The following is a 12,861-nucleotide window of genomic DNA, read 5'->3' on the forward strand; positions in this document are numbered from 1 at the left end:
ACCAGGCACCAGGCGTCTGCACGGGTTGCCCGAACAGGCCCCTAGGCCGCCGCGGGCGCGCCCGGTCTGCCGCGCAGGCAGGCCTGCGCGCGCTGGGCCAGCAGGGCTTCACGGCGGATGAAGGCCGCGATCTCGGGTGTCGCCGGATGGTGGTGCAGGCCATAGGGGGAGTCCCATTGCGCCAGTGTGCGCTCCTGCATCACCCCGATCCGGTCGGCGATGGCAAAGGCCTCCGCCTGGTTGTGGGTGACCAGCAGGGCGGTGCGGCCGGCCGCCTTGAGGATGTCGCGCAGCTCGAAGGCGAGTTTCTCGCGGGCGTCGATGTCCAGGTTGGAGAACGGTTCGTCCAGCAGCAGCAGCTGGGGCTCGGGCGCCAGGGCGCGGGCCAGCGCCACGCGCTGCTGCTGTCCGCCCGAGAGCTGGTGCGGATAGCGGTTGCCCAGGCCATCGAGATCGGTGAGGGCGAGCATCTCGCGCACCGTCTGCGCACGCGCCTTGGCCGACAGGCGGCGCAGGCCGAAGGCGACGTTCTGCGCGACCGTCAGGTGGGGAAAGAGGGCGTAGTCCTGGAACATCATGCCGACCCGCCGGTGTTCGGGCTCGACCTGGCCGCCGACCGTCGAGAGCACGCGCCCCGCCAGGCGGATCTCGCCCTCGTCCAGGGGCTCGAACCCCGCAATGGCCCGCAGCACGGTTGTCTTGCCGCAGCCCGAGGCGCCCAGCAGGCAGGCGATCTGGCCGCCCTCGAGAGACAGGCTGAGGTCGCTGACGGCCTGCAGGCGGCCGCCGGCGGCGGGATAGCTCAGGTGAATGTGATCCAGTTCCAGCATCGGCGCCTCAGGCGGTTTTCCGGTTGTGCATGCGGGCCAGCAGGATGACGGGAATCAGGCCGGCGAGCACGATGCCCAGCGCGGCGATCGCACCTTCCTCGTAGGACCCGCGGGCGGCCTCGCCGTACAGCCATGTCGCGAGGGTATCAAAATTCATGGGCCGCAGCAGCAGCGTGGCGGGCAGCTCCTTCATGCTGTCGACGAACACCAGCAGCGCGGCCGTGGCCAGCGCTGGCCGCAGCAAGGGCAGGTGGATGCGGCGCAGGGTGCCGTTGACGTTTTCGCCCAGCAGGCGCGCCGCCTGTTCGATCGAGGACGGAATGCGGGTGAGGCCGGCCTCGATGCTGCCGACCGAGATCGCCAGGAAGCGGATGGTGTAGGCCGCCGCCAGGGCGATCGGCGTGCCCATGAGGATCAGTTCGCCGGGCGCCATGCCCAGGGCCTCGCGCGCCAGCGCGGCGCCGCGCTCCAGGCCCATGACGGGAAAGAGCAGCCCGATCGCCAGCACGGTGCCGGGCAGGGCGTAGCCCAGGGTGGCGAGGCGGGGCAGGGCGCGCAGCCAGCGGGGAGGGCGCTGCATGATGCGCGCGCTCCAGGCCACCACCAGGCCCAGGCCCACCGTGACGGCGGTGGCCGCCAGGGACACGGATACCGTGTTGGCGCCGGCGCGCAGCAGCCGGGGCGAGGGCGGGCCGCTGATCAGCAGCCATTCGCCGGTCTGAACCAGCAGGTAGGCCGCCGGCGCGCCAAAGCCCACGAGCACCGGCCAGGCGGCCAGTCCCGTGGCCGCCCAGGCGGCCGCGCCGCGCAGCCGCCGCGCCTGGACGGGATGGGTGCGCCGCGATCCCGTGTAGCGCAGTCTGCGCCGCCCATGGCGTTCGGCCGCGATCAGCAGCATGGCGAGCAGCAGCATGACCAGGGCGATCTGCGCGGCGCCGGCCAGGTCGGAGCGGCTGACCCAGGTGGAGTAGACCGACACGGTCAGGGTCTGGATGCCCAGGAATTCAGAGGCGCCAATGTCGTTGAGGGTCTCCAGCAGGACCAGGCTCAGGCCGACGGCGACCGCCGGCCGCGCCATGGGCACGGCGACGCGAAAGAACGTGCTCCAGGGCCCATGGCCCAGCAGGCGGGCCGCCTCGAGCAGGCTCGCCGCCTGGGTGGCGAACATGCTGCGCGTGGTCAGGTAGACGTAGGGATAGAGCACGAATCCCAGCAGGACGATCGCGCCGGGCATGTTGCGCAGGTCGGGCAGGCGGAAGTCGCGCGGGCTGTCGTAGCCCAGCACGGCGCGCAGCGCGCTTTGCACCGGGCCGATGGGATGCAGGATGTCGAGATAGGCGTAGGCCACGATGTAGGTCGGCACCGCCAGCGGCAGCAGCATGGCCCAGGACAGCGTGCGCCGGAACGGAAAATCGTAGGCGGTCACCAGCCAGGCGCCGCCCACGCCCAGCCCGGCGCTGAGGACGCCGACGCCGGCCAGCAGCAGCAAAGTCTGTCCGACGGCGTCCGGCAGCACGTAATCCAGCAGGTGCGCCCAGTGTTCGACCGAACCCTGGGCGGCCAGGCCCAGCAGGGAGGCAATGGGCGCCAGCACGCTGATCCCCGCGAGGATCATGCCGAAATGCCAGGCGCGCGCCTGGGCGCGCGACCCCGAGGGAAAGCCGGTCAAGCCCCCACCATCCTGCCCTAGCGGTTCAGGCCGACTTTATCGACCAGTTCGCTGGCCAGCTTGCGGTGCCGGGCGATCTCGGTCAGCGGCAGCTCGTCCACCTGCAGGGCGCCGAAGCTCGCGACCACCGGGTCGAGTTCGACACCGGCCTTGACGGGATATTCGTAGTTGGCCTTGGCGTACAGGCTCTGCGCCTCGTCCGAGACCAGGTATTCCAGCAACTGGATCGCCTCGGCCTGGTGGGGCGCATGCTTGGCGACCGCCGCGCCCGAGATGTTCACGTGCGTGCCCTTGGAGTCCTTGAAGGTCGGCCGGATCACCTTGATCGCTTCGCCCCATTTGTAGCTGTCCGAGTCCTGCGGGGCGTTCTTCATCCGGCCCACGTAGTAGGCGTTGGCGATGCCGATGTCGCAGATGCCGCCCAGGATGTCGCGGGCCACGTCGCGGTCGCCGCCGGTCGCCGGCCGTCCCAGGTTGGCCTTGACGCCGCGCAGCCATTGCTCGGTCGCTTCGGCGCCGTCATGGGCGATCAGCGCCGCGATCAGGGCGGTGTTGTAGGGGTGTTGTCCCGAGCGGATGCAGACCTTGCCTTTCCACTTCGGATCGGCGAAATCCTCATAGTGCAGCGCCTGGATGTCGAGGTCTTTGGCGACGTAGGCGACGCGGTCGCGCAGCGACAAGGTATACCACTGGCCGTCGGCGCCGCGCAGATTCGCGGGGATGACCGCATTCAGGGCCTCGGACTGGATGGGCTGGGTGACCCCGCCGTCGACCAGGTCGAGCAGATTGCCGATGTCCACGGTCATCAGCACGTCGGCCGGCGACTGGGCGCCTTCGGCCTTGACACGCTCCAGCAGCCCGTCCTTGACGAACACGGTGTTGACCTTCACGCCCGACTGCTGGGTGTAGGCGTTCAGCAGCGGTTCGATCAGTTTGGGCTCGCGGGTGGTGTACAGGTTGACCTCGGCGGCCATGGCGGCCGAGGCGGCCAGCAGCGGCAGGCCGATCGCCAGCGTGGCCAGCCGGCGGGCGAGTCGGGACGTGGGCGGAAAGGGCGAGGTCATACGAGTGGCTCCCGTGGCAAGGTACGCTGAAAATAGGATGTCGGGGGGAATGAGGCGAGAATGATAATGATTATTAAAACTACCGCAGGGCAAAGATTACCCGAGCACGATCTGAAAGTAAACTGAACGCCTGGGCCGGCATGCGGCGGCCGTCCTGGGCGCCTCAACCCAGGGCGGCCGCCGCATGCGGATCGGGACGGCGCCCGCGTCGGCGGCGAGCTGACGCCTTCGCCTTTATTGCAGCCGGATGTTCTGCGAGCGGATGATGTTGCCCAGCAGCTCGGTTTCCTGTTCGACGCGGGTTTTCATGCCCTCGGGCGTGGTTCCCACGGCCTTCCAGCCTTGGGCGAGCAGTTTTTCCTGCACGGCGGGTGTTTGCAGGACCTCCATGATGCTGGACGAGAGCTTCTGCTGGGCGGCCGCCGGCAGGCTGGCCGGACCGACGAGCGCGGTCCAGACCTCGAGGGTGAAGTCCTCGACCCCGGCCTCGGACAGCGAGGGCACGTTCGGCACGAGCGGGCTCGGGCCGGTGGTGGTCACGCCGATCGCCTTGAGCTTGCCCGCCTCGACCTGCGGCATGGCCACGCCCGGCGGCATCAGGGCCATCTGCACCTGACCGCCGATCAGCGCGGTCACGACGGCCGGATTGCCGCCGGTGTAGGGCACCAGCATGGGCTCGAGGCCCGGCACTTCGCTCTTGAGCAGTTCCATGCCCAGATGCGAGACCGAACCGACACCCACCGAGCCGTAGTTCCAGCGATCGCCTTCCTGCCTGGCCTTGTCGAAAAACGCGGCGCCGCCGGGCTCGCTCGCCGGCGCGACCAGAATCAGCGGCGCGGTCGTCAGCAGGCTGATGGCGCTGAAATCCTTGACGGGGTCATAGGGCAGGCTCGGGTACAGCATCTTGGACGAGGTCAGGTTGCCGTTGATGACGATGCCCAAGGTATGCCCGTCGGTCGACTTGGCGACGTTGTCGGCCGCGATGTTGCCGCTGGCGCCCGGCTTGTTTTCGACGACGACCGGCTGGCCCAGCAGTTTCGAGAGCGGCTCGGAGACGGTCCGCGCGACCATGTCGGGCGTCGATCCGCCCGGGAATCCGACGACCAGCTTGACCGGCCGCGTCGGCCAGTCCTGGGCGTGCGCGCCCAGCGACACGGTGAGGGCCGCCGCGGCTGCGGCCATGACGAATGTGCGACGTTGCATGGAGGGTCTCCGTGAAAGGTGGTGCTTGGGTGATCAGATGGGCGCGGGCAGGGGATCGCCGTCCAGGCCGAGCCATGCGCCCGCGCGGCGCAGTTCGTCCTGCAGATCGCCGGCCGGCAGCCGCCGGGGCGGGATGGCGCGGCGCAAGGCCAGGGCGCTGCCGGTGCCGGCGGCCTGGCCCATGACGAAGCAGGCGCCGGATACGCGCGCGGCCGATTGTCCGCCGTGCGTCATGCTCGCGCAACGGCCGGCCACCAGCAGGTTGTCCATGCCCCGGGGCAGCAGCATGCGCCATGGCAGGTGGTTGTATCCGCGGCTGGCGGCCCGTCCGGCCGCGTCCTGCGTGCCGTGCGGCCAGCGCCACTCGACCCGTCCGGCCGCGTGCTCCTCGACGGGCCAGCCATTGACGCCCACCGTGTCGTCGAAGCTGGCGCACTGCAGGACGTCGTCCTCGCTCAGGACGTAGTCGCCCACGATCCGCCGCGTTTCCCGGATGCCGAGCTGCGGCGGCAGATCCAGCAGATAGGCATCCTCGAAGCCGGGCATGTCGCGGCGCAGGAAACCCAGGAAATGCGCCGCCTGGCGCCGGCCTTCGCCTTCGGCGGCGGACAGCTGCCAGGCGTCGGTGCCGTCCACCGGCCCGCCGTCGGCGCGCGCCAGCTGCGTCACGTTGGCGCGCCACTCCGTCGGATTCTTTTGCGGCCGCAGGATCGGTCCCTGGCGCGTGAATGTCTCGCCGCGGGCCTGGGCGGCCTGCATGCGCCCGGCCACGTGTCGCCAGGCCTCGCCCGCGCGCACGGGGTCGACGCCACCGATGCGCATCATCGTGCTGGGATACATCATGGCCTCGCCATCGGCGCCTTTCTCGTAGGGAACGCCCGCGAAGGCCGCGACGTCGCCGTCGCCGGTGCAATCGATGAAATATTGCGCGCGGATCGCCGCGCGCCCCGACTTGGTCTCGACCACGATGGCGTCGAGGCGTTCCGTGTCCCGCATCAGGACGCCCGCCACCCAGGCGTGCAGCAGCACCCGCGCGCCACTGGCCGCCAACAGCTCGTCGGCCGCCACCTTGTAGGCCGCGGTATCGTAGGCCTGCGCCGCCATGCGCGCGCCAAAGAGCAGGTGCGGCGCATTGAGGCCGCCGAGCGCGTCGATGCGCTCCAGCAGTTCCGCGCCGACACCCTGCACCACCCGGCGGATGACGCCATGCACATTGGCGTGCAGGCCGCAGAAATTGGTGACGCCCGCCGCCGTGCCCATGCCGCCCAGGAAACCGTAGCGCTCGACCAGCAGGGTGCGCGCCCCGCAGCGGGCGGCGCTGGCAGCCGCCGCCAGCCCGGCCGGTCCGCCGCCCAGCACCAGCACGTCGACCTCGTCGATGACCGGTGTCTGCCGCGCGGGCTCGGTGATGGAGGGTTGGGGGGTGGGATTCATGGTGTGTTTGAAATATAACAGACCGGATCGCCCTTCATTCCTCGACGAAAGCCGCCTGGCGGCGCTTGCGGATGGCGGGCAGCACCATCGCCGCGAGCAGCGCGGCGGCCAGCACCAGCAGCGTCGCCGAGATCGGCCGGGTCACGAGTATGCTCCAGTCGCCGCGGGACAGCAGCAGGGCGCGGCGCAGGTTTTCTTCCATCATCGGCCCCAGGATCAGGGCCAGCAGCAGTGGCGCCGGTTCCAGGCCGAGCTTGATGAAGACATAGCCGAGGATGCCGAACCAGCCCAGCATCCAGATGTCCCAGGTGCTGTTGCTCAGGGAATAGGCCCCGATGGCGCAAAACAGCACGATGGCCGGGAACAGCCAGCGATAGGGCAGCGTCAGCAGCTTCACCCAGAGGCCGACCAGCGGCAGGTTGAGGATCACCAGGAAGGCGTTGCCGATCCACATCGAGGCGATCAAGCCCCAGAACAGCTCGGGATTGCTCGTCATGACCTGGGGGCCGGGCTGTATGTTGTGGATGATCATGGCACCCACCATCAGCGCCATCACGCTGTTGGGCGGCAGGCCCAGCGTCAGCAGGGGAATGAAGGCGGTCTGCGAACCCGAGTTGTTGGCGGCCTCGGGGGCGGCCACGCCGCGGATATTGCCCTCGCCCAGGGGCGCCTCGCCGGGCCGCAGGCGGATCTTCTTTTCCGCCGTATAGGCGGCGAAGGACGAGAGCACGGCGCCGCCGCCGGGCAGCACGCCGAGGACGGCGCCGATCAGGGTGCCGCGAAAAATGGCGGGCGTCATGCGCCGCCACTCCTTGCGGCCGGGATACAGCTTGGAAATCCCGACCTTGAACACCTGCCGCTTTTCGTCGCCGCGCGACAGGTTGGCGATGATTTCGCCGTAGCCGAACAAGCCCATCGCAATGACCACGAAATCGATGCCGTTGGACAGCTCGGGGACGTCGAAGGCATAGCGCTGCACGCCCGAATTGACATCGGCGCCCATCATGCCCAGCAACAGGCCCAGCACGATCATGCCCAGCGCCTTCAGCACCGAGCCCGAGGCCAGAATCACGGACCCGATCAGTCCGAGAACGATCAGGGAAAAATACTCCGCGGGGCCGAACTTGAATGCCAGCGCGGTCAAGGGAATCGCGAAGGCGGCGATCACCACAGTGCCGAAGCAGCCCGCCACGAAGGAGCCCACGGCCGCGGCCGTCAGGGCGTGGCCCGCCCGGCCCTGGCGGGCCATCTGGTAGCCGTCCAGCGTCGTGACCACCGACGAGATCTCGCCTGGCAGGTTGACCAGGATGGATGTCGTCGAGCCGCCGTAGGCCGCGCCGTAGTAGATGCCCGCGAGCATGATCAGCGCCGAGGTCGGATCCAGCGCATAGGTGCTGGGCAGCAATATGGCGATGGTGGCGGTGGGCCCCAGCCCGGGTAGGATGCCGATCATCGTGCCCAGGAGGCAGCCCGCGAAGGCATAGGCCAGGTTATGGAGCGTAAAGGCAACGCTGAATCCCAGGGCCAGGTGCTGTAGGACGTCCATGCGTGGGGTCCTCCGCCTCAGCCGGCCATGAAGTCCGGCCAGCTCTGCAGCTGCATGCCCAGGCCCTGCACGAACACCAGCCAGCTGCCCAGCGCCAGCACGGTCGCCAGGACGGTGGCTTCGCGCACCCGGAACCGGGGCCCCGCGCCGGCGGCTACGAGGATGGTGGCCACGGTGGCCGGCACGAATCCGAACGCCGGGATGCCGAGCGCCGGCCAGCCGCCCAGCAGGATGCCGAACACCATGTTGGCGAGGACGATGAAGACGAGCGGCCGGGGCGCCCAGCGGCCGATCCGCTCGCCGTCCGCGGTGTCGACAGCCAGGGATTTGATGCAGACGGCCAGGCCGATGAGGGCGAGGATCAGGCTGCAGAGCAGGGGGAAATAACCCGGGCCCATGTGCGCGCTGGTCCCCAGCCGGTAATCGGTGGCGCCCCAGCCGAAGGCGGTGCCGGCGGCCATGAAGAGCAGGCCGGAGAAAAAGTCCTTCTGGCTTTTGATGCGCATGGGATCCTATCCTTTTCGACGGGCGGGTCGACGGCCGCCGCCCGCGGTTGAGGCCGATACCGCGAGCCGGCCATGGGCGGATTGTATTGCAGCCGCCCTGCCGGGCACCGGCGCCGGGCGCCGGGAACCACCGCCGCCCGGTGTAAAATGGGGGCGGCCAGCTTGGCTACACGCCCCCGCGGCTTGCAATTCGCGGTTCCGCCCTTACCATTCCCATACGACGGTTTCTATTCGCGATCATCATGGCAGCCTTCAATTCCGAACAGGTCCTCAGCGTGCGTCACTGGAACGACACGCTGTTCTCTTTCAAAACCACGCGGGACCCGGGGCTGCGCTTCCACAACGGCCACTTCGTCATGCTGGGCCTCGAGGTCGACGGCAAACCGCTGATGCGCGCCTACAGCATCGCCAGCGCCAACCACGAGGACAACCTCGAGTTCTTCAGCATCAAGGTGCCCAACGGCCCGCTGACCTCGCGCCTGCAGCATCTCAAGGCGGGCGATTCGATCCTGGTCAGCCGCAAGCCGGTCGGCACCCTCGTGGCCGACGACCTCAAGCCCGGCCGTCGCCTGTACCTGTTCGCCACCGGCACCGGCCTGGCGCCCTTCCTCAGCATCATCAAGGACCCCGAGGTCTACGAGCGCTTTGAAAAGATCGTGCTGGTGCACGGGGTGCGCTTCGTCAGCGAGCTCGCCTATGCGGACTACCTCCGGCGGGACTTGCCCCAGGATGAATACCTGGGGGACGTGGTGCGCGACAAGCTCATCTATTACCCCACCGTCACGCGCGAGCCCTTCGAGCACCAGGGACGGATCACCGCGCTGGTCGACAGCGGCCGGCTGTTCGACGACATCGGCCTGCCGCCGCTCGACCCGGCGCTCGACCGCGCCATGATCTGCGGCAGCCCCGCGATGCTGACGGACGTGCGCCGGATGCTCGACGATCGTGGCTTCGTGGTATCGCCCGGCGTGGGCGAGCCGGGCGACTACGTCTACGAGCGCGCCTTCGCCGAAAAATAGCGGCGGCCTTGCCATGCCTGCAGGCCCTCCGGCGGCTGTCCGCTCGAGGGCTTTTACTTTTGTCTATTGATCTGTAAACTCCGATAGTCATTCAACACGAGACCGGAACATCATCATGAGCAAGGCAATCATCCATACCGACACCGCGCCGGCCGCGGTGGGCCCGTATTCCCAGGCCGTCAGCGCCCAGGCGGGCCGGCTGGTCTTCCTGTCCGGCCAGATCGGCCTGGAGCCGGGCACCGGCGAGCTCGTCTCCGAGAATTTCGAGGGTCAGGTGCGCCAGTCCTTCGCCAATATGCAGGCGGTCATCGCCGCCGCCGGCGGCACCCTGGACAACATCGTCAAGCTCACCCTGTTCCTGACCGACCTCAGCAAGTTCGCCAGCGCCAACGCGATCATGGCCGAGATCATCCCGGAACCCTATCCCGCGCGCTCGACGATCGGCGTGGCCAGCCTGCCCAAGGGCGCGCAGTTCGAGGTCGAGGCCATCCTCGCCCTCTAGGGCACCTTGAACACCGCCACGTCCCGCAAGGCCGGCACCGCCCGCGGCCCGGTCCCGGCGGAGTCTGCCTCGGAGCGCAAGTTCCGCAAGCTCGGCTTATGCCGGCCGGCGGACTTCATCGTCCACCTGCCGCTGCGCTACGAGGACGAGACCCGCATCACGCCCGTCGGGCAGGCGCGCACGGGCCGGCATGCGGTCCTCGAGGGCGAGATCATCCATAGCGAGGTCCAGCACCGTCCGCGGCGCCAGCTGCTGGCCGTGCTCGAGGACGGCAGCGGGCGCATCACCCTGCGCTGGCTGCACGTCTACCCCGGGCAGCACGAACGGGTGCGTGCCGGGCGGCGGCTGCGGGCGCGCGGCGAAGTGCGCGCGGGCTTCGGCGGCCCCGAGATCGTGCACCCCCTGATTTCCGAGGCCGGCACCGAGTTGCCGCGCACCCTGACGCCGATCTATCCCACGACCCAGGGCCTGAGCCAGCCCAGCCTGCGCAAGGCGATCGACGAGGCGCTGGCGCGGGCCGACCTGGACGATACCCTGCCACCGCAGATTCTCCAGGCCTATGACCTCGCGCCCTTCGAGGCCTCCTTGCGGATGTTGCACCGCCCAACGCCCGACGTGTCTCTGGACGACCTGGCCGGGCATCGCCATCCCGCCTGGCGGCGCATCAAATTCGACGAGCTGCTGGCGCAGCAGCTCGCCCTGGCGGCCGCCCGCGCGGCCAGGCTGGCCCAGCGCGCCCGGGCGCTCGTGCCCGGCGACGACCTGCTCGACCGCCTGCGGGCCAGCCTGCCGTTCGCCCTGACGGCGGCCCAGCAGCGCGCCATCGACCAGATTGCCGCGGATCTGGCCCAGGGCCACCCCATGCACCGTCTGCTGCAGGGCGACGTGGGCAGCGGCAAGACCATCGTCGCGGCCTGCGCCGCCGCGCAGGCGATCTCGGCGGGGGCCCAGGTGGCGATCATGGCGCCGACCGAGATCCTCGCCGAGCAGCATCTGCGCAAGTTTTCGGAATGGCTCGAGCCCCTGGGCGTGCAGGTGGCCTGGCTCACCGGGACCTTGAGCGCGGCGGCCCGCCGCGCCGCGCTGGCGGCGATCGCCTCGGGCGAGGCCCGGCTGGCGGTCGGCACGCAGGCGCTGATCCAGGACAAGGTCGTCTTCCGCGACCTGGGCCTGGTGATCACCGACGAGCAGCATCGCTTCGGCGTGGGACAGCGCCTGGACCTCAACCGCAAGGGCGAGGCCGAAGGCGTCCAGCCGCATCAGCTCAGCATGAGCGCCACCCCCATCCCGCGCACCCTGGCGATGGCGTTTTTCGCCGACATGGAGGTCTCCGTGATCGACGAGCTGCCGCCGGGGCGTACGCCGGTGCTGACCAAGCTGTTTGCCGACACCCGGCGCGACGAGATCCTGACGCGGATCGGCGACGAGGTGAGGGCGGGGCGGCAGGCGTACTGGGTCTGCCCCCTGGTCGAGGAAAGCGAAGCCCTGCAGCTGCAGACCGCCGTGGACACCTGGGAACGCCTGCGCGGCATGCTGCCGGACTTGCGGGTCGGCCTCATGCACGGACGCCTGCCGGCGCAGGACAAGGCCGAGGTCATGGGGGCGTTTCGCGACGGCCGCATCGATCTGTTGGTCAGCACCACTGTGATCGAGGTCGGGGTCGACGTGCCCAATGCCACCCTCATGGTGATCGAGCACGCCGAGCGCTTCGGCCTGGCCCAGTTGCACCAGTTGCGCGGCCGCGTCGGGCGCGGCGCGGGCGAATCCGCCTGCGTGCTGCTCTACCAGCCTCCCTTGTCCGGCGTGGCGCGCGAGCGCCTGCGGGCCATGTACGAGACCAGCGACGGCTTCGAGATCGCCCGGCGCGATCTCGCCCAGCGCGGGCCGGGCGAGTTGCTGGGCATCCGTCAGTCGGGACAGGCGCTGCTGCGCTTTGCCGACCTGTCGGCCGACGAGGATCTGCTGGAGCAGGCCCGCGAGGCGGCGGCGCGGCTGGCGGCGGATTTTCCGAAGCATGCGCTGGCGCATCAGCGGCGCTGGATGCAGGGCAGGGCGCAGTACCTGCGCAGTTGAATTTTTTGGACCCCTCAGCATATCGCGAGTCAGCAGGCAATCATCATGACCTTGACCGAACTGAAGTACATCGTGGCCGTGGCGCGGGAGCGCCACTTCGGGCGCGCCGCCGAGGCCTGCTTCGTCAGCCAGCCCACCCTGTCCGTGGCCATCCGCAAGCTCGAGGAAGAACTCGGCGTGGTGCTGTTCGAGCGCGGCGGCGCCGAGGTGGGCATCACGCCGATCGGCTTGCGGGTGGTGGCCCAGGCCCAGCGCGTCCTCGAAGAAGGCGCCAATCTGCGCGAGATCGCCCGCCAGGGCCACGACCCCCTCGAGGGGCCCCTGCGCGTGGGCGTGATCTATACCGTCGGACCTTATCTGTTGCCGCATCTGGTGCCGGCCCAGATCCGCGCCACGCCGCAGATGCCGCTGCTGCTTCAGGAAAACTACACGGCGCGCCTGCTCGAGCTGCTGCGCCAGGGCGAGATCGACTGCGCCATCCTCGCGCTGCCCCTGCCGGACACCGGGCTGGCGCAGTGCGCCCTGTACGACGAACCGTTTTACGTGGCCCTGCCGCACAACCATCCCTGGGCGGCCAGCAGACAGATCGATTCGGCCAAGCTCAAAGAGGAAACCATGCTGCTGCTGGGCGCGGGGCATTGTTTCCGCGACCAGGTGCTCGAAGTGTGCCCCGAGCTGTCCCGCTTCTCGGCCTCCAGCGAGGGCATCCAGCGGACCTTCGAGGGTTCGTCGCTCGAGACCATACGCCACATGGTGGCCGCCGGCATCGGCATCACGGTGATGCCGGCCAGCGCCCTGGGCATGCGCGGCGAGGAAAATCAATTCCTGGCCTTCGTGCCGTTCAAGCCTCCGGTGCCGGATCGTCGCGTGGTCCTGGTCTGGCGCAAGAGCTTCCCGCGGCTCGCGGCCATCGAGGCGCTGGTACAGGCCGTGCGCTATTGCGGGATCCCCGGCGTGACCATGCTCGAGGACGCGGCCGCCCTGGCGGGCGAGGCGGGCTGAACGGCGCCGTGGA

General features: G+C 69.3%; 11 protein-coding genes. 4 read left to right on the plus strand and 7 right to left on the minus strand.

What is annotated here, in order from left to right:
• Window positions 1-41: 41 nt before the first annotated feature.
• The 7 genes from OOZ48_RS13780 to OOZ48_RS13810 all read right to left on the minus strand — a co-directional run bounded on the left by OOZ48_RS13780 (window position 42) and on the right by OOZ48_RS13810 (window position 8,252).
• Window positions 42-830 (minus strand): ABC transporter ATP-binding protein, encoded by a 789-nt coding sequence (locus tag OOZ48_RS13780; protein WP_269499285.1) that lies wholly within the window; start codon window positions 828-830, stop codon window positions 42-44.
• 7 nt (window positions 831-837) lie between these two features.
• Window positions 838-2,445, minus strand: a complete 1,608-nt coding sequence (locus tag OOZ48_RS13785; RefSeq protein ID WP_269499558.1) for an ABC transporter permease — start codon at window positions 2,443-2,445, stop codon at window positions 838-840.
• Window positions 2,446-2,516: 71 nt separating this feature from the next.
• Window positions 2,517-3,563 (minus strand): Fe(3+) ABC transporter substrate-binding protein, encoded by a 1,047-nt coding sequence (locus OOZ48_RS13790; RefSeq protein ID WP_269499287.1) that lies wholly within the window; start codon window positions 3,561-3,563, stop codon window positions 2,517-2,519.
• A 234-nt stretch (window positions 3,564-3,797) separates the two neighbouring features.
• Window positions 3,798-4,766, minus strand: coding sequence for a Bug family tripartite tricarboxylate transporter substrate binding protein (locus OOZ48_RS13795; RefSeq protein ID WP_269499288.1), 969 nt, complete (start codon window positions 4,764-4,766; stop codon window positions 3,798-3,800).
• Window positions 4,767-4,799: 33 nt separating this feature from the next.
• A complete protein-coding gene (locus OOZ48_RS13800) occupies window positions 4,800-6,200 on the minus strand; it encodes an FAD-dependent oxidoreductase (RefSeq protein ID WP_269499289.1) in 1,401 nt (466 codons plus the stop codon).
• Between the two features lie 34 nt (window positions 6,201-6,234).
• Entirely contained in the window at window positions 6,235-7,746 is a 1,512-nt protein-coding gene (locus OOZ48_RS13805) for a tripartite tricarboxylate transporter permease (RefSeq protein ID WP_269499290.1), read from the minus strand.
• A 17-nt stretch (window positions 7,747-7,763) separates the two neighbouring features.
• On the minus strand, window positions 7,764-8,252 hold the full coding sequence (locus tag OOZ48_RS13810) for a tripartite tricarboxylate transporter TctB family protein (protein ID WP_269499292.1): 489 nt from the start codon (window positions 8,250-8,252) through the stop codon (window positions 7,764-7,766).
• 242 nt (window positions 8,253-8,494) lie between these two features.
• Here OOZ48_RS13810 and OOZ48_RS13815 point away from each other — a divergent pair, with 242 nt between their 5' ends.
• The 4 genes from OOZ48_RS13815 to OOZ48_RS13830 all read left to right on the plus strand — a co-directional run bounded on the left by OOZ48_RS13815 (window position 8,495) and on the right by OOZ48_RS13830 (window position 12,848).
• Entirely contained in the window at window positions 8,495-9,271 is a 777-nt protein-coding gene (locus OOZ48_RS13815) for a ferredoxin--NADP reductase (RefSeq protein WP_269499293.1), read from the plus strand.
• Between the two features lie 115 nt (window positions 9,272-9,386).
• Window positions 9,387-9,773 carry a Rid family detoxifying hydrolase gene (locus tag OOZ48_RS13820; RefSeq protein WP_269499296.1) on the plus strand — a complete coding sequence of 129 codons (387 nt, stop codon included), beginning with the start codon at window positions 9,387-9,389 and terminating at the stop codon, window positions 9,771-9,773.
• Between the two features lie 6 nt (window positions 9,774-9,779).
• Window positions 9,780-11,846 (plus strand): ATP-dependent DNA helicase RecG, encoded by a 2,067-nt coding sequence (gene recG, locus OOZ48_RS13825; RefSeq protein ID WP_269499297.1) that lies wholly within the window; start codon window positions 9,780-9,782, stop codon window positions 11,844-11,846.
• Window positions 11,847-11,891: 45 nt separating this feature from the next.
• Window positions 11,892-12,848 (plus strand): LysR substrate-binding domain-containing protein, encoded by a 957-nt coding sequence (locus tag OOZ48_RS13830; protein ID WP_269499300.1) that lies wholly within the window; start codon window positions 11,892-11,894, stop codon window positions 12,846-12,848.
• The last annotated feature ends 13 nt before the right edge of the window (window positions 12,849-12,861 follow it).

Source organism: Castellaniella sp. S9, from assembly GCF_027257175.1.
Lineage (GTDB): Bacteria > Pseudomonadota > Gammaproteobacteria > Burkholderiales > Burkholderiaceae_B > Castellaniella.